Genomic DNA, 22,377 nt, shown 5'->3' on the forward strand with positions numbered 1-22,377 from the left:
AAAAAGTTGATAAATGAACTAAAAATCCGCTTAAGCGGATTTTTAGTTAGACCGTAGAAGTGCGTTTAAAATATATTGAAATATCGTTGAAATCCGTAAGTGGTGGGAGCTGAGGCGATAAACCCACCTATGATAATAAGAATCATTATCCAAAACAATTTTTTATTGTGTTTTCTTATCCAATCCAAAATGATTCCCAAATTAACAATTGTGAGAACATATGAGGGGAAATAGTGATAAAGGAAAGTTGAGCGAGAAATTAGGATGAACGGCAATAAATTAAACAGATATCCGAATAAAATAAAGAATATTAAAAATGGAGATATGGCAAACTCATCTCTTATTTTTTTTGACAATAAGCTGAATACCAACATTATCATTCCGATACTTGATAGTATCCAGATGACATAGTTTCCAACCAATCCAATGGCAGCAACATTGGGCTTGTCTGCTGTTGTGGTTGCTGTTGGCTCGAGCCAGTATGTTATCGTCGTTTCCATAAAAGGCCATTCGTAAAAACGACTACTGCTTGGGTGTGAAAAATCACCACTTTCTTGGCTTTGAAACATTATATAATTCATTCTTGCCAATTTCCCTGGGAAAGAAAGCTGTTCAAAATCGTCCCCTCTAAATTGTATTGGAGAAAATCTTTCTCCATATTGATTCCAAAAATTATCCACCTTATTATTGTTCGGAGTAATATGGAATTGGACCCAAAATGACAAACAATAAACGAATATAACACAAATTCCTAAAACAATTCCAGTTTTTGACCATTCTCTCAAACGAGCCTTTGATTCTGATAATTTCATCATTACAAGAAGAATGGCTGTAGCAATTATGCCGAGTCCTGTCCATTTGACTGATAGGCAAGCACCCAAACTTAATCCTGATAAAATAATAAAAAGCCATTTTATTTTGATGCGTTTTTCATCCATGGCTTTCAAAAGCAGAAAGAGGCCGAGGATGCCGAAGAATATGAGAAAAATATCAATAAGAATAAGCCGCGACTGAACGAGAATAGCATTTTCGCAAACAAATAAAAATCCTCCGATCAGAGCGATTTCTTTTGATTTGGTCAGTATTTTTATAAAAGCGTAAAACACCATTAGAGACAATACTCCGAATAGCGCTGGTAAAAATCTTAATGCGAAAAAAATATAAGGAGAGCAAGGATGCCCCACTTCTTCAAATGTGCAGTTTGGTTCTATATTAAAAATCCAACCAGCCCCAGCGAGCATCATTTCTCCCAATGGAGGATGCCCAGAGAAAGAGGGGTCTCTCGTCAAATAGGCAGAAGCGAATTTGCCATAATGATATTCATCAAAAACTACCTCTGAAGGGTAGTTTAGGAACATAAAATGGGTGAGGAAGGATAGAGAAATTAGAACAATCAGAAGCCAGTCCGTCTTTGTCATTTATTTATCCTTTATAGTGATTTTTTTCTTGGAAATTGTTTGGGCTTTTGGGATTTTTAGAGTGAGTACTCCATTTTTTACCTCTGCCTTAGCTGAAGCGATTTTCGCTTTTTCAGGCAAGATGATTTTTTTGGAAAATGGTCCCCAATAACACTCCTGCTGAAAGTAATTTTTTATTCCATCGCTTTCTGGCTTCTGGCGGGAGCCCTTGATAATCAGCATATCCTCTTCAGCAGAGATGTCCAAATCGCTGGCGCTGATGCCTGCAATTGTTGACTGGATGACGATTTCCTTGTCGGTTTCATAAGCATCTATTGCCAACTCGCCCTCGTTGTTTTGGGATAGCCACTGTTCCTGTGGTTGTTTTTCTTCTTTTTCCGGTTGTTCTGATTTTGATTTTTTAAACATAATTTTATTAAAGCGGTTTGCGCATACCGTAAATTTTTAATTTGTTAACCTTTTTGAATTCGTATAAAACAACGAGGAATAAGCCGAAGAGCATTGATATTATAATCACTGCCTTAGACCATCCTTCTATCGTTATAGCAAGATTATACACCCCATGCAAGATGATAGAAGCTGTCAGTCCTGTAATAAAAAGCAAGGTATTTCTTTTCTTTTTAATAAGAGATAGGGCTAAAAAGAATCCGATGTTTGCCGAGCAAAGGGCATGCAGAAATGTTGCGCCAATAAATCTTCCGCTTAGAGTGAGAATTGTTTTTTCCAAAAGCTCGGGTTGTTTTAGGACAAACAGGACCAAGATGTTTTCTAAAGCAGCAAATCCCAGTCCAGCTATTATCATATAAATCATTGCGTCTATTGGTTCGTCAAACGCAGGGTCTCTTAATATCCTAAATTTTATTATCAGATATTTTGCCACTTCCTCAACCAAAGCAACGCCTAAAAGAAAATAAATGGCAAGCATTACGCCGGAAGGAAGGTTAAAGTTTTTGAGTACGCCTACAAAGCCCCACTCTATCAAGGCAACAGGTAGAGTAATTGCCATTCCGTAAATAAATATCTTTATCACCATTTCATTTGGTTCAGGCCTCTTGTCTTTTCTAAGATAAAAAAGCAACCAGATAATACTTGGCACAAGCCCGAGAATTATGAAAATAGGGTATTGAAACATAATTTAATCAATAATGATTAATCATTTATCGCTAATCACTTATCATTGGTCATTGATGATTAATCAGCGATGCGGAGATTTGGTTCTGCTTTGATTTTATTCCAATTTATCGCTTTTTTATTTGGGATTCGCAGATACGCAGACATTGCTATCATCGCCGCGTTATCTGTGCAGTATTTGCCACTTGAAACAATTAGGTTAGCTTCTGGACTGTATTCTTGAACTTTTTTTTCAAATTGTATTCTTAATTCTTTATTCGCTGCCACGCCTCCGCCGAGCATAATTGTTTTTACTCTATAATCCCTCGCTGCTTTAAGGGTTTTCTTGATTAACACATCGATAATTGCTTGTTGGGCTTCTTTTGCAATCAGGCGGATATATTCTTTTGATTTTTTTATTTTACTGTTTCTTTTTATATAATCATACAATACTGATGTTTTAAGTCCAGAAAAACTAAAATCATAATCCTTGGTATTGAGCATTGGCCTCGGCAGTTTTATTGATAATTTATCATTGATCATTGATGATTGCTTGGCTTGTTGGGCAATGACTGGTCCGCCAGGGTAGCCAAGACCAAGGATTCTTGCTATTTTATCAAATGCTTCGCCAGCAGCATCATCTCTTGTCTCTCCCAATATCTTATATTGCCCAATTTTTTTTACTAAGATAATCTGCGTATGCCCACCGCTTACTATCAAACAAATCGCAGGCAATTTAATTTTATTTTCTGTTTTCTGTTTTACGTTTTGCGTTTTGCGCTTTGCGCTTTCGCCAATTGGCGTTAGCCAATTGGCGAGTAGGTGTCCCTCAATATGATTCACTGGAATTATTGGTACTCCCCACCAATAGGCGAGCGCTTTGGCGAAATTAACCCCAGTCCAAAGACAGGGGTCAAGGCCAGGGCCTACAGTCACTGCGATATAATCAATCTCCGGCTTCTGATATTTTCCCAAAAACTTCTCTGTTTTATCGTAAAGGAATTTTTCTCTTTCTAATATATTTTTTAATTTTAGATTTTTAACTGTAATTTTTAACTTTTCATTTTTAACTTTTAACTTAAGCATATTTGTTGCCCTTAAACCTTGTTCTAAAAGCGGGACAAGATTTTTTTGGTGTTCCCTCCGCGCAAAAGATGGATACACTCCTCCCCATTTTTTATGAATCTCCTTTTGCGATGAGATAAGATTAGACATTAATTTAAAATCTTTGGCAGATGGTTCTGCCAAAGCAATACAAGTATCATCGCAGGATGTTTCTATTGCTAAAATTTTCATTGCTTACTTAGAATATCAAACCCCTTGAATTTTTACAACTTTTTGTCTATTATAAAGCCACGCTTGGAAGTCCCAATTTTCAATTTACAATTTTCAATGAAATTACAAATCTTAATTTCCAAACCAAATTTTGAAAATTAGTGCTTGGTATTTATTTGGGATTTGAAAATTAAAAATTTGATTCAAAATTCGAGTTTCATTCAAAATTCAAAATTAGAAATTAAAAATTAATTCTGGCCCTATCGTCTAGTGGTTAGGACATCAGGTTTTCAACCTGACGACCGGGGTTCGACTCCCCGTAGGGCCGCAACATTATTTCTATGCCTGATAAATATTATCTAAGAATTGCTTTTGCGTCTGATTTGAAAAAAACAAGCGAGCGGTTATTATACCGCTTTTTAGAAATGCTGCCTGGCATAATAACATGGACAACCCTTCTCGGCGCAATTCTGTTGTCTTATCTTAAGCCCATATTGATATCCATTTTTATTATCATTTTTGTAATATATTGGCTTTCCAAGACAATATATTTTTCGTTTCACCTAAGAGTAAGTTATCAAAAAATGAAGCAAAACATAGAAATTGACTGGTTAGGCAAGTTGAACAAGCTTGGTACACCCTCCAACGGACTGCCGATTCATCACTGGAATGAAATATACCATTTAATAGTTCTGCCAATGTATAAGGAGCCGTATGAAGTTGTAAGAGAATCCATAAAATCGCTTTTAAGAACTGATTATCCCAAAGACAAAATGATTGTTATTTTAGCCCAAGAAGAGAGGGCTGGAAATGATTTCAATAATGAATTGTCCAAGAAGATAGGTCAGGAATTTAAAAATAGTTTTTATCAATTTTTTATTACTGTCCACCCAAAGGACTTACCCGGGGAAATAGCAGCAAAGTCCTCAAATGAAACATGGGCAGCCAAGAAGGCAAAGGAGCTAATATCTGTGCTCAATATTCCTTTTGAAAAAGTCATTTTTTCATCTTTTGACATAGACACAGTTGTTTCTGCCGATTACTTCGGCTGTCTTACTCATCACTATTTAACTACCCCAAAGCCATTGCGAACCAGTTTTCAACCAATCCCTTTGTTTTTAAACAATGTCTGGCAAGCCCCTGGAATATCAAGGGTATTTTCTTTTTCTTCAAGCTTTTGGCATTTGATTAATCAGCAAAGACCGGAAAAATTAATAACTTTTTCATCGCACTCAATGCCGTTCAAGGCATTAGTTGATGTTGGTTTTAAGCAAACAGATGTTGTTTCAGATGATTCCCGGATTTTTTGGCAATGCCTTTTATTTTATGATGGCGATTATCGCGCAGAGCCGTTGAATTGTTCCATATCCATGGATGCCAATGCAGCAGAAACGCTTCGCAGAACTATTGTTCATATGTATAAACAACAAAGAAGGTGGGCTTATGGCGCAGGAGAAATTCCTTATTTTATTTTCGGATTTTTAAAGAATAAAAAAATATCTCTCAAAAGAAAGATTGCCTTAGCATTTGAAGCTATAGAGGGGCACTGGAATTGGGCTTGCGCCCCCATCCTTATTTTCGCCTTGGGCTGGCTTCCGATTTATCTTGGTGGCTCGGAATTTACCCAAACGATTTTTTCATACAATCTGCCAAAAATACTCGGCAGAATTCTTACAATTTCTATGCTTGGCTTGATTATGTCTATGTATTACACTTTTTATCTTTTGCCCCCAAAACCAAACACCAAGAAACAGAAATTAAATATTTTGTGGGCCTGTGTGCAATGGATATTGGTGCCCTTTACAATGATATTTTTTACTGCTTTTCCAGCCATAGACGCGCAGACAAGATTGCTTTTGGGGAAATATATGGGATTCTGGCCAACCCCGAAGCACAGGAAAGTGCAAAGCGTAAAACAAAAAGCGTAAAACAACAATTTAAAATTTAAACTTTTATTTTTGCACTGTTATTTTGCGCTTTACACTTTACGCTTTACGCTTTATTCCAGGTGAATATTTCTGCGGAAAAAAACCAATCTCTGTCTTAAGAAGGGGAGATTTTTTAGTTCTGGGTCGCGCGTTAATATATCCTGCGCTGTTTCCCTGGCTTTTTCTACCAAAGAGAAATCATCCAAAGCATTCATCGCAATATCAGGCAGACCCCATTGTTTTGTTCCAAGGAATTGTCCAGGCCCCCTTATTTTCAAATCTTTTTCCGCCAACTTAAGCCCATTGTCTATGGTTGCCAACGCTTTGAGTCGGGCATAGGCATTTTTAGACCGGGTATTACAGAATAACAGGCAATATGCTTGGTCGCCTTGTCTGCCTATCCTGCCTCTGAATTGATGTAGTTGCGACAAGCCGAATCTTTCCGCTCCTTCAATAACCATCACTGTTGCGTTGGGGATATCTATTCCCACCTCTATAACAGAAGTGGAAACCAGAATATCTATTTTCTGCCTCCTGAAATCCTTCATTATTTTATTCTTATCTGTGTTCGGCATTTTGCCGTGGAGCATTGCGATTTTAAATTGAGGGAACACTTCTTTAGATAGCCGTTGATATTCTTCCTTGACTGCTTTCACTTCTGACCAGCCCGACTTATCTTCTTTTCCTTCTTCTAATTCTTTTTCCTCAATCCGAGGACAAATCACGAACGCCTGTCTGCCCCTGCCCATCTCTTCTTCAATTAATTTGTAGATTTTTTTCCTATCTTTTTGGGGGACTAAAAGGGTTTTTACTTTCCTTTGCCCTTTTGGCATTTGGTCAATCAGAGATAAATCCAAATCACCGTAAACTGTCAGAGCCAAAGTTCGGGGGATAGGAGTGGCGGTCATTGATAAAAGATGTGGAATAATTGTTTTCCCAGCGCGATGGAGCTTGGCACGCTGTTCCACGCCGAATCGGTGTTGTTCGTCTAAAATCACAAGTCCTAATTTTAGAAATTTTACCTTATCTTGAATTAAAGAATGGGTGCCGATTAAAATATCTATATCTCCTTTTAATGTATCCTCTAAAAGTTTTTTTCTGGAAATTTCCACTGCCTGGCGTTTAAGTTTTTTGGAAATAAATTTGTCTGTTTTTGAAGTGAGCAAACCGATATTTATTTTACAATCTTGCAGCAACGCGCCAATGGTTTCAAAATGTTGTTTTGAAAGAATCTCTGTGGGCGCCATAAAAGCAACTTGATTCCCGGACTTTATCACATTTAAACTTGCCATTGTAGCTACAACTGTTTTACCAGAGCCGACATCTCCTTGGAGTAGGCGGGTCATTGGTCTGTTCTTTTCCATATCTTTTAATATTCTCCAAGCAATTTTTTTCTGTGAATCAGTGAGCTTAAATGGAAGAGATTTTACGAATCGCTGAATAATCTCTACCTTAATAGGCATAGGAACGGTCTTGAGCCGGGAGATTTCCTCTTTCTTGCCTAATACAAATAATTCCAGTAAAAATAATTCTTCAAAAGCAAATCTGTGCTTTGCTTTTTCCGCCATTTTAGCAGAGCTTGGGAAATGTATTTCAGAGATAGCTTTTTTAATGGCTAAAAGATTGTTTTCTTTTATAATATTCTCTGGCAAAGTTTCTGGAACTTTTTCGGAAAACTCTTTTAGCAATGGCCTGATGATGAATCTTAACCACCTTGAAGAAACGCCCCTGATTTCAGGATAAACAGGGATTATCCTACCAGTATGAGTGAATTCATTTTGTTTGCCATTTGCTTCAGACCATATTTTTTCGTAAACAGGATTGGAGAAATAAGCGCCTTCTTTGCCAATAGAGATTTTTCCTGCCAGACAAACAATATCTCCGGACTTAATAGATTGAATTAAATATGGTTGATTAAACCAAGTCGCTTGCATTGTTCCGCTTGAATCCTTTATCACTGCTTTTGTAAGGGAAAATCTTTTTCTGAATGTGGTTTGGTTTTCAATCTTTAAAACCTCGCCCTTGATACAGGCGGTCTCGTTTATTTTCAGTTGGGATATTTTTTTGAGATTGGAAAAATCCTCGTAGCGGTGGGGGAAATAAAAAAGAAGGTCACGAACAGTCCTAACCCCCATTTTTTCAAGTTTTTTTATATACACAGGTCCGATTTTCTGAAGCTCTCCTACTGGAGTGGATAATTGCATATTATTACGAGGTTATTACGAGGCCGGGCCTCGTAGTTCTTTGTGCCCCCGAGAGGAGTCGAACCTCTATCACAAACTCCGCAAGTTCGCATTCTGTCCATTGAACTACGGGGGCTTGATTATATATAATTTAGCATAGAAAGCTCTTAATTTCAATGTTTTGCCGTATACTTAATACAAAAATTATGTTAACATGGAGATATAGCCGAATAGGCTAATCATTATGAGAGTTATTTTATCTCCGCAAAAACAGAAAAAATTAATGCAAGCCATTTTGTCTCGTATCTCAGTGAAAGATGTAGCAAAAGCATGCTCTCTTTCCGAGAGAACAATTAGAGATTGGCGTAGAGCAAAGTTTTCAATAGACCTAAAGGCTCTGCGTAAATTATGTAGCAAAACTAATATTCCCTTTCCTTCTAATGCTGAATTAAAGGATGATTATTGGTATACAGATGATGGCTCATCCGCTGGTGGCCTGGCAGTTTATAAAAAATATGGGAGAGTTGGAGGAGATCCTGAATATCGGAAGAAGAAATGGTATGAATGGTGGGAGAGAGAGGGACAATATAGAAATAATTTAATAGCTGGCCACCCTCTTCCTTTTAAGAAGCCAAAATTGTCTCAAAGTTTGGCAGAGTTTGTCGGGATTATTTTAGGCGATGGTTCTGTTGCTGAAAGACAAATTGTTATAACGCTCCATAGTAAAGATGATAGGGAATATGGTAGATTTATCGTTAGTTTAATAAAAAAATTATTTAATGTGCCAGTGGGTACCTATTTAAGGAAGGATCAAGCAACAATTAATTTTATTATTTCAAGAACTAAATTGGTTAATTTTATGGTTGGAAAGCTTGGACTGGTGAGAGGAGACAAAGTGAAACAACAAGTAGATGTTCCAAAATGGATAAAAGAAAACAAGAGATACGTGATTGCCTGTATTCGTGGACTCATAGACACCGATGGGTGTGTTTTTGATCATCGTTATAAAGTGAATGGAAAGGCTTATAGCTATAAAAAACTTTCTTTTACAAATCATTCTAAGCCACTTCTCGAATTTGTTTTTAACAATTTAAAGAGGAATAAATTAAATCCTAGATTGGCACGGGATACAGATGTTTTTCTTGATAGCAAAGAAGATATGAAAAGATATTTCAGAATCATTAATTCTCATAACCCTAAACACTTGAAGAGATATTCAAAATGAGATAAGATAAGCTAAAGTAAGCATTTTGGGAGGAGTACTCAAAAGGTTACGAGAGCGGGTTGCTAACCCGTAGGGGTTTAAAAAGCCTCTTGTGGGTTCGAATCCCACCTCCTCCGCAGACGAATATAGATGAGGAGGCACTGAGCACAGTAGTGCGAATGTGCCAAATATTTAAGTTAGAATAAATAGCGCCAGATACTAATTTTAAATGGAGGAGTCGCATAGTGGTTTAGTGCACCGGTTTTGAAAACCGGCGTCCGCAAGGACTCGTGGGTTCGAATCCCACCTCCTCCGCAGATGCAATTTCTTATCGGAGCGACCCGAGCGATTAATTTAAAAAATGAAATAAGGATTTTCAGAAGAATCAAAATATCAATATGGATTTACAGGAATTTAAAAATAAAGTCATATGTGAAGAGTTAGAAATTCCTGAAGATTATGGAAAGATTTTTTCTTTTGTAGATTTTTCTAATGTAAATAGATGGTTTGAAAATGATAATCAAGATTGGAATAATAAATTGCTTACTAACAGCGAGAAGCTTTCTATAGATCTTGAAAAGTTAAAATCATTTACAGATATTTTTAGCGAAAAGGTAAGGATATATTACGGAGAAGATTCTAAAAATCAAGGGTCGCTAAAATTTACTTATGTAATCAGAAAAATATTCGGAAAACGAAATGTAGTAATAAAAGATTTACAGAGAATAAAGCATTATATTGAATTAGAGGGGGCAGATAACATTAAGCATATTTTTAGAGATAAGGATGGGAGATATTATGCGGAAATTAGAAAATGTAATTTTGATGTAGAAATTTCTGTTGATGCTATTAAAATGCTTCGGCACTATGATACTTTTTGCATTCTTTCGAGCGATGCGGACTTTACATATTTAAACAACTTTTTAAGAAAAGAAGGAAAGAAAGTTATTATAATAAAAGGTGGATTTATTACTGCTAAGCTAAGGGAATCGGCTGACTTAGTTATCAATGCTCAAAAGATAAAAAAATATATAGCTCGAATAATAAAAGACAAAGACCTGACTGAGTCAGGTCTTTGTGGATAGTTCTCCCGAATTAACCTCGGGCAGGTATGAATCCAATATACTATACTTAAAATTAAAGTCAATGGGTATTATCCACATAGGTAAAATTTATCTCAAAAATAAAGACATTTGTTGAGTTAGTTGTTTAGGGTTAGTGTAAAAGATATAATTTTTAAAATCTTCAGTATTGTCTCGTTTATAGAAGATAGGCCATGACCCATGTGCCTCGGTTACTGCGTGGCAAAGTCCGTCTCAAGCACACGAATCATTGGTTTTTATCCTCGCGCGACAACCGCGCCCCAAACCCGCTGGGCGTGGTTTTGTTTTAGGACTTTCGCGCATTCTTCCATTGTTGCGCCAGTGGTGAAAACATCATCTATCAATAATACATCTTTATTTTTAATCAACTGCCCAAACAGCGGATTCAATTCAAAAGCATTAAGAATATTTTTTATCCGTTCTTCTTTTGTGAGCTCTGCTTGCGGAAGCGTTGTTTTTGTTTTCACAAGCAATCCTGGGACGAAAGAGATGCCGATTTCTTCGGAAAAATATTTAGCGATTTCTTCGGATTGGTTAAAGCCCCTGTTTTTCAGTTTTTTTCTGCGCATTGGCACGCCACAGACAATTAAATTATCACAGCATTGGTTTACAGAGAGTAATTGATACGACAGGAGCGTTTGATTGTCCAATAATTTAAAGTGAGCTATAATTAAATCAGATAAATGGTTGGACAAGTCCTTGATGCGATTGTATTTGCATAAATGGATTATTGATTTGACCATTTTGTCATTGTAAGCAGTGGCAGCATGCAGACCGTCAAGATACTGGAATTTTTCATAGGACGCATCCTTGAAAATATCAATTAACGCAAAGCAATCCTCGCAGAGGCATTGCCCTGGTTTATTGCAATTTACGCAACGCTTTGGCCAGAGGCCGTCTAAAATAGTTTCTTTTATGGTTTTCCACATTGTGTGTTTAAAAATAATAGCAAAAAAAAAGAAATAAGGGTAAAATAGATTAATCGCAATAATCGCAATAAAATAATATTATATCATTTTTTAAATGCCGTTATTTTCTAAAAACTTTTTAGGCATTGATGTTGGCACCTCGTCTATCAAGATAGTGGAGTTGCAAAAAAGCAAGGGCATTACTTTGTCCAATTATGCTATTTTAGGCGCTGACTATTTTGGCGCAGATGATTTTCAGACCCGAGAAAAAGGCATGCTTTCTATTTCCGAGGATGATATCTCTAAGGCACTTATGGTTATGTTGAAAGAAGCAGGAATAAAATCAAAGCAGGCATTTTTTTCTATTCCTGATTACGCAACCTTTTTTACCACCTTTGACCTTCCGTCAATGTCTGCGGAAGAAATTCCTGAAGCAGTAAAATATGAAGCGCCGCGCCGAATTCCTTTGCCCTTATCAGAAGTAATTCTTGATTGGCAACTTATTAAAGGCGGTCCCTCTAAAGAGGGTCGAACGCCGTTGCGGATTCTATTGGTAGCTGTACCAAAAGAGATAATCAACCAATATCAGAACATAGCATTGTCAGTGGGGCTCAAGGTGATTGCTTTGGAGGCAGAAGTGTTTGCCATTATCAGGGCATTGATTAAATATCAGGATAAGAGCAATATTATATGCCTTGTTGATATCGGAGAAAGGAGCACCACAATTAATGTTGTTGCCCAAGGAATCTTAAAGGTTTCCCACAGCTTTGATGTGGCTGGTGAAGATTTTACAAAAGCATTTTCTGATTCTCTGCAGATTGACAAAAGAAAAGCAGAGACAATTAAAAGGATGTATGGACTTACTGATAAAAATCCAGGCATCAAGGAAATAATCAAACCGCAAATAGAAGCAATTGTTAAAAAGATTAAAAATACCACCGATGAATTATATTTAGAGGATAAAGAGAGGATAGGAAAGGTCATTATTTCCGGAGGAGGAGCTATGTTAGCAGGAGGAGCAGATTATTTTTCTAAAAAACTTGATTTGCCGGTAGAGTTAGCTGACCCGTTTATAGACATTTCATACCCGCCCATTCTCTCGGAGCCATTGAAAAAAATCAGTTCTGGATTTACAATAGCAGTAGGAATGGCTCTCCGCGGTTTTAATAAGTAAAAGTTAATATTCTTCTTATGGTGCAGGTGATTCCAAGAAAAGTTGCTCCCCAGAAGTCCTTGGTCAAAAAGATATTGCCCTGGTCTTCTTTGTTTTTAATAGCGCTGATGGTTATCCTTTATTTCGTCTTTGATTTTCAGGCCAAAAGAGCAGAGACATCTTTAGTAGAAGTAAAAAATGAGCTGGGCAGAACTCAAACAGAAGAGCAGGCAGAGCTTCAGAAAATTGTTTTGGGTTTCCAGAAAAGAATTGAGGATGTTGCTATTCTATTAAAGGACAGAGAAAAGGTTTCAGATATATTGGCCTTCCTTGAGACATATATTCATCCGAAAGTATATTTTGATTCAATGACCCTTAATATTGAAACTCGGCTAATAAATCTACAGGGGATATCAGAGGATTTTACAAGTTTGGGCCAACAGATTTTCGCCTTTCAACAGGACCCGTTTATCAAAGAAGTAAAGCTGTCTAATGTTTCTCTATCTGTAGAGGGGGGAGTAAAATTTGTTATAGAATTGTTCTTGCCAGATAAAAGCGAGGACATAACTAAGAAATAATTATAATGAAATACGCTATTATCATTGTCGCTGTGAGCATATTGATTTCCCTGACATTGGGCATTTTCTTAGTTTGGCCTCAATACAGGGGCTTTAGAGATATACAGAGTCAGTTGAATCAGAAAGAATTGCAGTTGGAAAATCAGAATAAATATATTCAATCACTGAAGGTCGCTAAAAAAGAAATGGATGAGCGGTCGGATATAGTTTCTAAAATTGAGAGCGCTCTCCCCATTGGTTCTGACGCGCCTTCTTTGCTTGAGTTCCTGCAAAACGCATCTGCCTCATCTGGCATTAGTTTGGACAATATTAGCTTGGAAAAGGCCTCTCCTGGCGACGAAAAAGAGAGGGTTAAGAGCCATTTTTTCAGCGCAGAATTGTCTGGTTCTTATTTTTCATTTAAAAATTTCTTATTTGCCCTTGAGACGAGTTCCCGCTTGATAGAGGTGGAGCAAACAAATTTTTCTGTGCCATTAACAGAAGGGCAATCAGCATTGATTAAAATTAGAGCAAGAATCAGTTCGTATTAATAACTAATAACTGATAACTGATTAATGATTAATGATTAATTTATGGCTATAGTATTTTACGAAAAAAGGAAGAAAGAAATTTATATAGCAATTGCTGGTTTGGCATTGATAGCCATTCTTGTTTTTGTTTTAATTAAAATTAAAGGAGGCGGGTTTATTGTGGGAGAATCAGCGTTGTCTCTTCCTGTAGTCAAGGAGGTTAAGATAGATTTTCAAAAAATAGAGGAGGAAATTTGGAACGACCTAAAATCCTTTACGCCGATTTCTCCTCTTTCAGAAGGCATTGGGAGGGAGAATCCTTTTGCCCCTGCGCTTCCTGTGTCAAATTGATGGTCAGTCATTGTCAGGCGAAATTTTTATATACTTTTGCAGTCCACTCGCGCGGGTGGTCTTCTTCTTAATGAAATGAATTTAATAAACCAACTATTAAAACAAAGGGTTATTGACAAGAAGATTGCAGATTCTTTGGTAAAAGAATCTGCAAGTTCTGGACGAACCATTGAGGAGGTTATATTAAGCAAACAATTATTGCCGGAAAACAAGCTTTTTCAGATAAAAAGCGATACTCTTGGCATCCCCTTAAAAGAGATTATCTCGCAAGATATTCCGGGCGATGTTTTGGAGCTTATTCCGCAGGATTCCGCAGAGCATTATAAGATGGTTCCGCTGGAGAAGAAGCAGAATATGCTTGAAGTGGCGATGGTTTATCCAGAAGATTTAAAGGCGCAAGAGGCCTTGAATTTTTTAGCCAGGCAAAGAGGATTTAATTATCGCGTGAGCTTAATTACCTTAAGCAGTTTTCAGAATTTTTTGAAGAAATATCAAAACTTGGGGAGAGAAGTTAAAACAGCTCTTCAAGAATTAGAGAGACAGCTTCAACCCGGGAGACAAGATTCTGCGTTAAAAACCAAAGAGGAAATCGTTCAAAAAAGAAGCGAGGCCCCTATCAGCAAAACCGTTGCAGTTATCTTAAAACATGCTGTAGAAGGAAGGGCCTCGGATATACACATAGAACCCATGCCAGGCAGAAGCAGGATAAGATTTCGATTAGACGGTATTTTGCATTCCAGTTTATTCCTGCCACAGGAGGTTCATCCTTCCATAGTAGCCAGAATTAAAATTATATCTAAATTAAAAATAGATGAGACGCGAATTCCGCAAGATGGCCGTTTTTCCGTAAATATGAACAATCAAAATATTGATTTTAGGGTTTCAACCTTTCCAACAACGCTTGGCGAAAAAGTAGTAATGAGGGTGCTTAATCCTGATTTAAGGGTTTCCACATTTGAGGAATTAGGGTTAGTTGGAAGAAATTTAGAGATTTTGAAGAAAGCGGCGAAAAGGCCTTATGGTATGATATTGTCCACAGGACCTACTGGTTCTGGGAAAACAACTACGCTTTATGTTGTCCTGGATTCTGTTAACAAGGAAGGCGTTAATATCATCACACTGGAAGACCCAGTAGAATATTTTATCAGTGGTGTGAGCCAATCGCAAGTAAAGCCAGAGATTGGGTATAGTTTTGCTACCGGATTAAGGCATGTTTTAAGACAAGACCCGGATATAATTATGGTCGGAGAAATTCGTGATAACGAAACCGCAGAATTAGCCACACACGCAGCGCTTACAGGACACTTGGTTCTTTCAACCGTCCATACTAATAATGCTTTGGGCGCAATTCCAAGAATGATTGATTTAGGAGTCAGGGCGTTTTTGTTGCCTTCCAGTACAAACGCAATAATCGCCCAGAGATTAGTTAGGCGACTTTGTCCTCATTGCAAGAAAAAAATTGCTGCAAGCGGGAAGATGAAGGAATTAATAATTGATGAAATGAAGGGCTTGCCAGATTGGGCGAAAGATGAATATGGCGCTGGAACGAATATTCAAATTTGGGAACCTGTCGGCTGTAGTCAGTGCGGAGAAAGCGGGTATGTCGGCAGAGTCGGGGTATTTGAGATTTTAGAGATGACTAAAGCGCTTGGAGATATAATTATATCTGAACCAAGCGAGAATAAAATACTTGCCGAAGCCAATAATCAGGGGATGATAAGCATGAGACAGGATGGAATATTGAAAGTTCTGAAAGGAGAGACATCTTTAGAGGAAGTTATCAGGAGCACATCCGAAGAGAGGTAAAATAATTATTAATTTATTATAAAATATGAAAAAAGTATTATTAGTAGAGGATGACCCATTTTTAATAGATATTTATTCCACAAAACTTGGTGAATCAGGGTTTGAGGTTCATTTGGCAAAGGACGGAGGAGCTGTATTAGATTTTTCCAAAAAAATTAAGCCAGATATAATTATTCTGGATATTGTTTTGCCGCACATAGATGGGTGGCAGATATTAAAACAACTAAGAGTAGAGGAGGGGCTTAAGCATACCAAAATTATAATCCTGTCCAATTTGAGTCAAAAAGAGGAGGTTGAAAAAGGACTTTCGTTAGGGGCTGACAAATATTTAATTAAGTCGGATTATACTCCTACGCAAGTCATTGATGAGATTAATAAAGTTTCTCATTAAAAAAAACAATTAGGGTTGTTGTATAATAAATGATAAAAGACCATAAAAAATTTTTAGATGATTTATTAACTCTTGCCGTTAAAAAAGGCGCTTCTGATATTCATTTTTCTTCTTCCAAAAGTCCAATTTTGCGGATAGCAAGCCGACTAACCCCGCTCACAAAAGAAGCAGAGCTTAAGTCAGATGATATTGTTTCCATAGTCAAAGTTTTGTTATCACAGAATTATTCACAAGAAAGATTTGATAAATTCTTAAGGGAGAGGGAGATTGATTTTTCTTATGACTCTGGTGATAAGGGCAGGTTTAGAGGAAACGCATATTTCCAGCAGGGTAAGGTGAGTTGCGCTTTGAGGTTTTTATCAAGGAAGATTTCAACTATTGAAGACCTGAATCTCCCGCCAGTTCTTAACTTGTTTAGCCAAGCCCATCAGGGGTTTGTTTTAATAACAGGGCCTTCCAGTCAAGGAAAATCAACCACTTTGGCTGCCTTGATAGACGCTATTAATCATTCTCGGAGCTGTCATATCATAACAATTGAAGACCCTATTGAATATGTGTTTGAGGACGATTTGGCGATTATTGACCAAAGAGAGGTCTTTAGCGATACATTATCTTTTGCCAGGGCTTTGCGTTCTACTTTTCGCCAAGACCCGGATGTGATTATGTTGGGAGAGATGCGCGACCCAGAAACAATCGCCATTGCTCTTTCAGCAGCAGAAACCGGACATTTGGTCTTTGCCACTCTTCATACCAACTCTGCTGCCCAGACAATACACAGGATTGTAGATAGTTTTGATGATAATCGGCAAAAGCAAATCCGCGCGCAATTATCCACTTCGCTTTTAGGCATTGTCTCCCAGCGGTTAATTCCAAATATCAAAGGAGGACTTACTCCTGCCACGGAAATAATTTTTAATAACCCTGCGATAGCCAATCTTGTCAGAGAGGGCAAGATACATGAGATTCCGATAGTAATAGAGACCTCATCTGAAGAGGGAATGATTTCCTTAAATAAATCGTTGGCGCTTTTGGTTCAAGATAAGGAAATCACAAGGGAGTCAGCATTTAAATTTACCACAAACCCAGACGGATTGAGAACCCTATTAGGAGGCAAATTTTAATAATTCTGCTATAATTAAACTACTTTTAAAAATTATATATAAAAAGTTTAATTTCAAGGTTCTGTGAGCGGAGCGAGCAGGTTCTTATTATTAAACTGAATGAAGTTTAATTTCGAGCGTTCTGCGAGCGGAGCGAGCAGGTTCTTATAATGAGATTTATCATCAACAACTTAAACTAATGCAGTTTAATTATCAAGCAAGAACAAAAAACGGATTAATCCAAGTTGGAGTGATAGAAGTGTCATCACGGAATGATGCTGTTTCTCTTTTGCAGAAAGAGGGTCTTTACATCACCCATTTAGAGGAAGTGACGAAAAGACCGTTTTATTTCCGTCAAATAGACCTGCTTAATAGGGCAGGGAAAAAAGATGTTATGATGTTCTGTCGAGAACTCGCCCTAATGTTGAAATCAGGAGTCGGATTAGTGGAGTCATTGAGGGCATTGGCAGAGCAAACCGAAAAATCAGTGTTTAAGGCACAGATTGTTGAGGTATCAGAAGATGTTGAAGGTGGCGTATATTTCTCAGAGGCATTATCAAAATTTCCGAAGATTTTTTCCAATTTTTTTATCAATATTATAAAAGCAGGCGAGGCGTCTGGAAAATTGTCAGAGAGCTTAAATTATTTAGCCCAGCATCTTGAAAGAGAGTATAATCTAATTAATAAAATTAAGAGCGGAATGACTTATCCGGCGTTTATTCTCTTGGTATTTTTAGGAATAGGAGGACTGGGAATATTTATGGTGCTTCCGTCATTCCAAGATACGCTTTCATCGCTTGAAGTGGAATTGCCTGTTTTAACACGGGCGGTTCTCGGATTAGGTGAAGCAGCGAGGACATGGTGGTGGGCATTCTTAATAGGCATTATTCTAATCGTGGTCTTGATTCGGAGATATTCTAAAACCGATGAAGGAAGAGAAATAATAGGAAAAATTGTTTTAAAGATACCTATATTAGGTAAAACTGTCAGGAGGGTGTATCTAACGAGATTTACGGAAAATCTATCTACATTGATTTTAGCAGGCCTGCCAATTACTCAAGCATTGGATATAGTGAGCGGCGCTGCAGGCAATAAAACATATCAGAGAATAATAATGGAGACACAAGAAGGAGTGAGGAGGGGAGAATTAATGAGCTCTGTTTTGGAAAAATACCCAAAAGACATTCCGGGATTAGTGACTCAAATGATTAAGGTTGGAGAGAGGACCGGACGGCTTGACGAGTCGTTGATGCATATTGCTAATTTCTATGAATCAGAGGTTAATCGAAATATTGATGCTTTGATAGATATTATTGAACCGGTCTTGATAGTTGTGTTAGGCGGGATGGTCGCATTATTAATGGTTTCTATCATAGTCCCTGTATACAAAGGCGTATCTTCTTTCGGATTTTAGTTATTCCCGCTTTAGCTAAGTTATTCACAGTATTTGTTTGATAAGACCCATTTTTTGGTATACAATAAATTATAGACAAATAAATGTAATTCCCGTCTAACTTGCGAGGTTTGCAGGATAAATAGGAGGGGGTAAAATCCCCCACCAATCCTGCGAGCGACGCAGGATTGGTGGGGGGAAAGGTCGCAAGAGTAAAAATTTAAATCTATAAAGGTTATGAAATCAAAAAAAGGTTTTACTTTAATTGAACTTTTAGTGGTTATTGCTATTATTGGAATTTTGGCTGCTATTGTGTTGGTTTCTTTGAGGGGAGCTCCTGCTCGGGCAAATGACGCGAGAATCAAATCAGCTGTCAATCAAGCAAGGACACAGGCCGAATTAATTTGGGCAGATGATTCACTTTATACTGGTCTGTGCGATACAGATACCCTGAATCAAGCGCACGCCACTTACGGTGCTCAACTCGCTGCTTTGGAAAATGATATTGCAGACAGGCAAGGGAAGGTTTTCCCTGCTCCTCCCGATATGAATTGTCAAGCAAGCGCTAATGCCTATTGTGTGAGCGCAAAACTTACCAGCCCTGCCACAACAACCTATTTCTGTGTTGACAGCGATGGCTTGGTGAAAGACGACGCAACAGAAGCTGATTGTGTTGTTGGCGCTATAAATTGCCAGTAATTAATAGTTATCATTTTCTCCTATGAAAGCTTTGCTTAAAAAAAGAAAAGGGTTTACTATAGTTGAACTGCTTATAGTAGTGGCTATTATTGGTATTTTGGCAACCATTGTCATTGTTTCTTTAAAAGAAGCGTCAGACAGGGCAAGGAATACTAAGATAATCACAAGCGTAACACAAATCAGAAAAATCGCTGAAGATATGTATATTCAGGAGGCAGGCGGATACGAGTCATTATGTATATCCGGCGAATTGAATGGTGGCTACAGCGATATATTGACTATTCTGGAAAACGATGTGGAAAAATATGGTGGAGATATGGTAAGCTGTTACGACTCGCGCTACAGTTACTGTGTAAGCGCTCAACTCACTGGTAGCACAACAAAATATTTTTGCATTGATGACCAGGGAAGCAATATTGAATCAACAAGCAATGCCTGTAGCGACATCAATATTGCCTGTGAGTGAGGGGCAGTTATAATCTAATCTTCAAAAAGAGACCTCCTCTATCTTAAGGAGGTCTCTTGGCTGAATAGGTTGGCAGGTTGGCAGGTTGGCATAATAAGCTCACAGCGCTTACTTGTAGAGAATGTTTAGAGGTTCAACCTCTAAACATTGTAATGATTTATTAATGATTATTTATTATTTGTTAATTTTTATATTCGGTCTTATAGTGGGTTCATTTTTGAACTGCGTGATTTATCGGTTGGAGAAAAAGGAGAGTTTTTTACATGGCAGGTCATTTTGTCCTAATTGCAAGCATTCTTTAGCTTGGTATGACCTGATTCCATTATTGAGTTTTATTCTTCTGCGCCGAAAATGCCGTTATTGCCATAAATCAATCTCTTGGCAATATCCAATTATAGAAACAGCAACAGGGGCGCTATTTCTGCTAATTTTCAATTTCTCCGCCCAAGGCGGGCAGGCAATTTTCAATGAAATCTCAATTTTCAACAGTTCGGCCATGAGCTCACTGCCGAATGGTTTTCAATTTTTAAACTTTGTCTATTATTTATTGATTGCCTGTTTCCTCATTGTTATTTTTGTTTATGACTTGAAGCATTTCATAATCTTGGACAAGGTCTTGATTCCAGCAATCGCCATATCTTTGATATATAGGTTAGTCGGCGCCTTGTTTTTGAATAATCAATTATCAATTATTAATTATCTGCTTTCTGCTTTTGGCGCTGCTGGTTTTTTCCTTTTGATATATTTGATCTCCAAGGGCAAGTGGCTTGGATTTGCAGATGTTAAATTGGTAATACTTTTGGCAATGATTTTGGGCTGGCCTAAAATAGCCCTGTCTTTGTTTTTAAGTTTTTTCATCGGTGCTATAATAGGTATAGGACTGATAGTTTTCTCCGGGAAAAAGCTTAAAAGCGAAGTTCCGTTTGCCCCATTTTTAATAACCGGAACATTGATTGCCTTATTTTGGGGTCAGCATCTCATTGATTGGTATTCCGCTTTGATTTTCTGATAAATGATTAATGATAAATCCGCCCGAGGCGGGCAGGCCCGCCTCGGGAGGGCAAGTGATAAATGATAAATAATTATTGTTCAACAAAGAGTAAGGAGACAGGCATGACCTTGGTTGAGGCCTTGATTACCGTTGCGATAGTAGGAATTTTATTGGCAACAAGCTTTTTGGCTTATCGGCCAAGAGGGCAGGAGCTTGCCCTGCAGAGGTCTGCTTTCAAGATTGCATCTGATATTGAGATTGTTAGAGAAATGGCAATGTCAGCGCGGAAAAATGTTGGCGGAGAAATTCCTATTGGCGGATACGGTATTTATTTTGACATTGCAAATCCATCGTCTTATATTCTATTCGCTGATTCAGACGCAAGCAAGAATAGAAAATCAGACGGTTCCGAAGATATTAAAACATTAGACATAGAAGACGGAATAGTGTTAAGTATTTTGTCGCCCTCTAATCCAGTAAACATCACATTTGTTTCTCCTTCCCCTGATGTTTTTTTACAAGGAGGCGCCACAGTGGGACAAATAGATATAACCGTAGCAATACAAGCGGATATTTCTAAGACAAAAATTATCTCTATAAACAAGGCGGGATTGATTTCCACTGACCAATGATCACTAATTAATGATTGCTGATTACTGATTAATAATCACTGATAAATGATTAATAATAAATGATTAATAATAACGGATTTACATTGATAGAAATGCTTATCACCGTCTCTGTGGTGAGCGTTGGCATTGTTGGCGTTTTTATGTCGGTCCAACAAGGGATAATTGCAATTGATTACGCTAACTCCCGATTTACCGCAGCCCTACTTGCTCAAGAGGGAGTAGAAATTATTAAAAGCATTAGAGACACGAATCTTTTGGAATATAATTATGTTTCCACTGGCACTGCTTGGAACGAGGGAATTAGAACAGGAGATATTGAAGCACAGTATACAGACCCTCAATTAACAGAACCCGCCATGACACAACCAATATGTAGTCCAAGTTGTGACCCTGATGATATCAGGTTCCTTAAAAAATCCATTACAGGATTTTACAATTACGATACAGGGGATGATAGCAGATTTAAAAGATTGATTCATATAGAATCACCGAATGCTGACCAAATGGATGCGACTATTACTGTTTTTTGGAACAAGAGGGGCGGAGGGTATTATAGTATTTCTCTGCTTCAGCATTTATATAATTGGTGGTAGATTCCTTCGTCAAACAAAAAATGCAAAACAGGAAACAAAAAAAGAGAAATAATAAAAATAATGGCTTTACCCTTATTGAGGTTGTTGTTGTGGCAGGGATATTTAGTGTTTTAATGATAGTTATTTCAGGAGTTTTTATTGCAGCTCTCAAAGCAGAGAGGAATATTCTTGAGTCCAAAAAAGTTTTAGGAGAATTAAGTTATGCTATAGAATATATGACCCGGGCCTTGAGAATGGCGGAAAAAGACACTTCTGGCACCTGTATCCCTAATGGTTCTAATTATCAATTAACAGCCAGGGACGGCATAAAATTTATTAATATTCTTCAATCAAGCGCTTGCCAGGAATTTTTTGTAAATGATGGGAAAATCAAGTATGCGACAGGGGCTGAAGAACTTGAGCTAACCTCTGCAGATGTAAATGTTTTAGTGTTAAAGTTTGAGATTATTAATGAGACAGAATCAGATAATCTCCAGCCATTTGTAACGATACAGATTAAGGCAGACACGCCTAACAGCACAACGCTTGAACTTCAGACCAGTGTTTCGCAAAGAAATCCTGATATCAGATAATAATCTTCTAATAG

General features: G+C 37.5%; 22 protein-coding genes, 4 tRNA genes and 1 pseudogene. 20 read left to right on the forward strand and 7 right to left on the reverse strand.

Annotated features, from left to right (window positions below; genetic code table 11):
* Window positions 1-65: 65 nt before the first annotated feature.
* Genes KJ562_01920 through KJ562_01935 form a run of 4 tightly spaced genes read right to left on the reverse strand, consistent with a single transcriptional unit; the run spans window position 66 to window position 3,824 of the window.
* Window positions 66-1,358 carry a phospholipid carrier-dependent glycosyltransferase gene (locus tag KJ562_01920; GenBank protein MBU3964457.1) on the reverse strand — a complete coding sequence of 431 codons (1,293 nt, stop codon included), beginning with the start codon at window positions 1,356-1,358 and terminating at the stop codon, window positions 66-68.
* A 60-nt stretch (window positions 1,359-1,418) separates the two neighbouring features.
* A complete protein-coding gene (locus tag KJ562_01925) occupies window positions 1,419-1,826 on the reverse strand; it encodes an Hsp20/alpha crystallin family protein (protein MBU3964458.1) in 408 nt (135 codons plus the stop codon).
* Between the two features lie 7 nt (window positions 1,827-1,833).
* Complete coding sequence (locus tag KJ562_01930) at window positions 1,834-2,550, reverse strand: PrsW family intramembrane metalloprotease (GenBank protein ID MBU3964459.1); 717 nt, start codon at window positions 2,548-2,550, stop codon at window positions 1,834-1,836.
* A 59-nt stretch (window positions 2,551-2,609) separates the two neighbouring features.
* Window positions 2,610-3,824: a tRNA (adenosine(37)-N6)-threonylcarbamoyltransferase complex transferase subunit TsaD gene (locus KJ562_01935; protein MBU3964460.1), complete on the reverse strand. Its 1,215-nt coding sequence runs from the start codon at window positions 3,822-3,824 to the stop codon at window positions 2,610-2,612.
* A gap of 235 nt (window positions 3,825-4,059) precedes the next feature.
* On the opposite strand from KJ562_01935, the gene KJ562_01940 reads away from it, so the two are divergent.
* Window positions 4,060-4,131: transfer RNA gene (locus KJ562_01940), tRNA-Glu, on the forward strand.
* Between the two features lie 13 nt (window positions 4,132-4,144).
* The gene (locus tag KJ562_01945) at window positions 4,145-5,731 is read left to right on the forward strand and encodes a glycosyltransferase family 2 protein (GenBank protein ID MBU3964461.1); all 1,587 of its coding nucleotides are present in this window, start codon (window positions 4,145-4,147) and stop codon (window positions 5,729-5,731) included.
* A gap of 71 nt (window positions 5,732-5,802) precedes the next feature.
* On the opposite strand, the gene recG is transcribed toward KJ562_01945, so the two are convergent.
* Both recG and KJ562_01955 read right to left on the reverse strand, forming a co-directional pair.
* Entirely contained in the window at window positions 5,803-7,935 is a 2,133-nt protein-coding gene (gene recG / locus KJ562_01950; GenBank protein MBU3964462.1) for an ATP-dependent DNA helicase RecG, read from the reverse strand.
* A gap of 43 nt (window positions 7,936-7,978) precedes the next feature.
* Window positions 7,979-8,050: transfer RNA gene (locus KJ562_01955), tRNA-Arg, on the reverse strand.
* 108 nt (window positions 8,051-8,158) lie between these two features.
* Between KJ562_01955 and KJ562_01960 the strand changes: the two genes are divergently transcribed.
* From KJ562_01960 to KJ562_01975, 4 genes are all read left to right on the forward strand, one after another.
* A complete protein-coding gene (locus tag KJ562_01960) occupies window positions 8,159-9,139 on the forward strand; it encodes a hypothetical protein (GenBank protein MBU3964463.1) in 981 nt (326 codons plus the stop codon).
* Between the two features lie 28 nt (window positions 9,140-9,167).
* Window positions 9,168-9,255 (forward strand) — tRNA-Ser (locus tag KJ562_01965).
* A 94-nt stretch (window positions 9,256-9,349) separates the two neighbouring features.
* Window positions 9,350-9,433, forward strand: a tRNA-Ser gene (locus KJ562_01970).
* An 83-nt stretch (window positions 9,434-9,516) separates the two neighbouring features.
* Window positions 9,517-10,203 (forward strand): NYN domain-containing protein, encoded by a 687-nt coding sequence (locus KJ562_01975; GenBank protein MBU3964464.1) that lies wholly within the window; start codon window positions 9,517-9,519, stop codon window positions 10,201-10,203.
* A 254-nt stretch (window positions 10,204-10,457) separates the two neighbouring features.
* Here the strand turns inward: KJ562_01975 and KJ562_01980 are convergent, their stop codons facing one another.
* Window positions 10,458-11,150, reverse strand: a complete 693-nt coding sequence (locus tag KJ562_01980) for a hypothetical protein (GenBank protein MBU3964465.1) — start codon at window positions 11,148-11,150, stop codon at window positions 10,458-10,460.
* A 94-nt stretch (window positions 11,151-11,244) separates the two neighbouring features.
* On the opposite strand from KJ562_01980, the gene pilM reads away from it, so the two are divergent.
* From pilM to KJ562_02050, 14 genes and pseudogenes are all read left to right on the forward strand, one after another.
* On the forward strand, window positions 11,245-12,303 hold the full coding sequence (pilM, locus tag KJ562_01985) for a type IV pilus assembly protein PilM (GenBank protein MBU3964466.1): 1,059 nt from the start codon (window positions 11,245-11,247) through the stop codon (window positions 12,301-12,303).
* 17 nt (window positions 12,304-12,320) lie between these two features.
* A complete protein-coding gene (locus tag KJ562_01990; GenBank protein ID MBU3964467.1) occupies window positions 12,321-12,860 on the forward strand; it encodes a PilN domain-containing protein in 540 nt (179 codons plus the stop codon).
* Window positions 12,861-12,865: 5 nt separating this feature from the next.
* Entirely contained in the window at window positions 12,866-13,390 is a 525-nt protein-coding gene (gene pilO, locus KJ562_01995; protein MBU3964468.1) for a type 4a pilus biogenesis protein PilO, read from the forward strand.
* Between the two features lie 42 nt (window positions 13,391-13,432).
* The gene (locus tag KJ562_02000; protein ID MBU3964469.1) at window positions 13,433-13,720 is read left to right on the forward strand and encodes a hypothetical protein; all 288 of its coding nucleotides are present in this window, start codon (window positions 13,433-13,435) and stop codon (window positions 13,718-13,720) included.
* A 75-nt stretch (window positions 13,721-13,795) separates the two neighbouring features.
* On the forward strand, window positions 13,796-15,526 hold the full coding sequence (locus tag KJ562_02005; GenBank protein MBU3964470.1) for a GspE/PulE family protein: 1,731 nt from the start codon (window positions 13,796-13,798) through the stop codon (window positions 15,524-15,526).
* A 25-nt stretch (window positions 15,527-15,551) separates the two neighbouring features.
* On the forward strand, window positions 15,552-15,917 hold the full coding sequence (locus KJ562_02010; GenBank protein MBU3964471.1) for a response regulator: 366 nt from the start codon (window positions 15,552-15,554) through the stop codon (window positions 15,915-15,917).
* Window positions 15,918-15,946: 29 nt separating this feature from the next.
* Window positions 15,947-17,038: a PilT/PilU family type 4a pilus ATPase gene (locus KJ562_02015; protein ID MBU3964472.1), complete on the forward strand. Its 1,092-nt coding sequence runs from the start codon at window positions 15,947-15,949 to the stop codon at window positions 17,036-17,038.
* A gap of 178 nt (window positions 17,039-17,216) precedes the next feature.
* A complete protein-coding gene (locus KJ562_02020; protein MBU3964473.1) occupies window positions 17,217-18,431 on the forward strand; it encodes a type II secretion system F family protein in 1,215 nt (404 codons plus the stop codon).
* Between the two features lie 216 nt (window positions 18,432-18,647).
* A pseudogene (locus KJ562_02025) lies at window positions 18,648-18,728 on the forward strand (type II secretion system GspH family protein).
* 403 nt (window positions 18,729-19,131) lie between these two features.
* A complete protein-coding gene (locus KJ562_02030; GenBank protein ID MBU3964474.1) occupies window positions 19,132-19,575 on the forward strand; it encodes a type II secretion system GspH family protein in 444 nt (147 codons plus the stop codon).
* 163 nt (window positions 19,576-19,738) lie between these two features.
* Window positions 19,739-20,584: a prepilin peptidase gene (locus KJ562_02035; GenBank protein MBU3964475.1), complete on the forward strand. Its 846-nt coding sequence runs from the start codon at window positions 19,739-19,741 to the stop codon at window positions 20,582-20,584.
* Window positions 20,585-20,646: 62 nt separating this feature from the next.
* Complete coding sequence (locus KJ562_02040; GenBank protein MBU3964476.1) at window positions 20,647-21,198, forward strand: prepilin-type N-terminal cleavage/methylation domain-containing protein; 552 nt, start codon at window positions 20,647-20,649, stop codon at window positions 21,196-21,198.
* 59 nt (window positions 21,199-21,257) lie between these two features.
* Complete coding sequence (locus KJ562_02045) at window positions 21,258-21,791, forward strand: prepilin-type N-terminal cleavage/methylation domain-containing protein (GenBank protein MBU3964477.1); 534 nt, start codon at window positions 21,258-21,260, stop codon at window positions 21,789-21,791.
* A 20-nt stretch (window positions 21,792-21,811) separates the two neighbouring features.
* Window positions 21,812-22,363 carry a prepilin-type N-terminal cleavage/methylation domain-containing protein gene (locus KJ562_02050; protein ID MBU3964478.1) on the forward strand — a complete coding sequence of 184 codons (552 nt, stop codon included), beginning with the start codon at window positions 21,812-21,814 and terminating at the stop codon, window positions 22,361-22,363.
* Window positions 22,364-22,377: the final 14 nt, after the last annotated feature.

This window comes from Patescibacteria group bacterium (assembly GCA_018900835.1).
Classification (GTDB): domain Bacteria; phylum Patescibacteriota; class Minisyncoccia; order Minisyncoccales; family PEYH01; genus PEYH01.

Bases quoted from the DNA above. Each gene is read 5' to 3' on its own strand.
- pilM (MBU3964466.1), top strand. From the start codon at position 11,245: ATGCCGTTATTTTCTAAAAACTTTTTAGGCATTGATGTTGGCACCTCG.
- KJ562_02000 (MBU3964469.1), top strand. From the start codon at position 13,433: ATGGCTATAGTATTTTACGAAAAAAGGAAGAAAGAAATTTATATAGCA.
- KJ562_01935 (MBU3964460.1), bottom strand. From the start codon at position 3,824: ATGAAAATTTTAGCAATAGAAACATCCTGCGATGATACTTGTATTGCT.
- KJ562_01960 (MBU3964463.1), top strand. From the start codon at position 8,159: ATGAGAGTTATTTTATCTCCGCAAAAACAGAAAAAATTAATGCAAGCC.
- recG (MBU3964462.1), bottom strand. From the start codon at position 7,935: ATGCAATTATCCACTCCAGTAGGAGAGCTTCAGAAAATCGGACCTGTG.
- KJ562_01925 (MBU3964458.1), bottom strand. From the start codon at position 1,826: ATGTTTAAAAAATCAAAATCAGAACAACCGGAAAAAGAAGAAAAACAA.
- KJ562_02010 (MBU3964471.1), top strand. From the start codon at position 15,552: ATGAAAAAAGTATTATTAGTAGAGGATGACCCATTTTTAATAGATATT.
- KJ562_02045 (MBU3964477.1), top strand. From the start codon at position 21,258: ATGATTAATAATAACGGATTTACATTGATAGAAATGCTTATCACCGTC.
- KJ562_02030 (MBU3964474.1), top strand. From the start codon at position 19,132: ATGAAAGCTTTGCTTAAAAAAAGAAAAGGGTTTACTATAGTTGAACTG.
- KJ562_01930 (MBU3964459.1), bottom strand. From the start codon at position 2,550: ATGTTTCAATACCCTATTTTCATAATTCTCGGGCTTGTGCCAAGTATT.
- KJ562_01945 (MBU3964461.1), top strand. From the start codon at position 4,145: ATGCCTGATAAATATTATCTAAGAATTGCTTTTGCGTCTGATTTGAAA.
- KJ562_02035 (MBU3964475.1), top strand. From the start codon at position 19,739: ATGATTATTTATTATTTGTTAATTTTTATATTCGGTCTTATAGTGGGT.
- KJ562_02005 (MBU3964470.1), top strand. From the start codon at position 13,796: ATGAATTTAATAAACCAACTATTAAAACAAAGGGTTATTGACAAGAAG.
- KJ562_01975 (MBU3964464.1), top strand. From the start codon at position 9,517: ATGGATTTACAGGAATTTAAAAATAAAGTCATATGTGAAGAGTTAGAA.
- pilO (MBU3964468.1), top strand. From the start codon at position 12,866: ATGAAATACGCTATTATCATTGTCGCTGTGAGCATATTGATTTCCCTG.
- KJ562_01980 (MBU3964465.1), bottom strand. From the start codon at position 11,150: ATGTGGAAAACCATAAAAGAAACTATTTTAGACGGCCTCTGGCCAAAG.
- KJ562_02015 (MBU3964472.1), top strand. From the start codon at position 15,947: ATGATAAAAGACCATAAAAAATTTTTAGATGATTTATTAACTCTTGCC.
- KJ562_01990 (MBU3964467.1), top strand. From the start codon at position 12,321: ATGGTGCAGGTGATTCCAAGAAAAGTTGCTCCCCAGAAGTCCTTGGTC.
- KJ562_02040 (MBU3964476.1), top strand. From the start codon at position 20,647: ATGATAAATAATTATTGTTCAACAAAGAGTAAGGAGACAGGCATGACC.
- KJ562_01920 (MBU3964457.1), bottom strand. From the start codon at position 1,358: ATGTTCCTAAACTACCCTTCAGAGGTAGTTTTTGATGAATATCATTAT.
- KJ562_02050 (MBU3964478.1), top strand. From the start codon at position 21,812: ATGCAAAACAGGAAACAAAAAAAGAGAAATAATAAAAATAATGGCTTT.
- KJ562_02020 (MBU3964473.1), top strand. From the start codon at position 17,217: ATGCAGTTTAATTATCAAGCAAGAACAAAAAACGGATTAATCCAAGTT.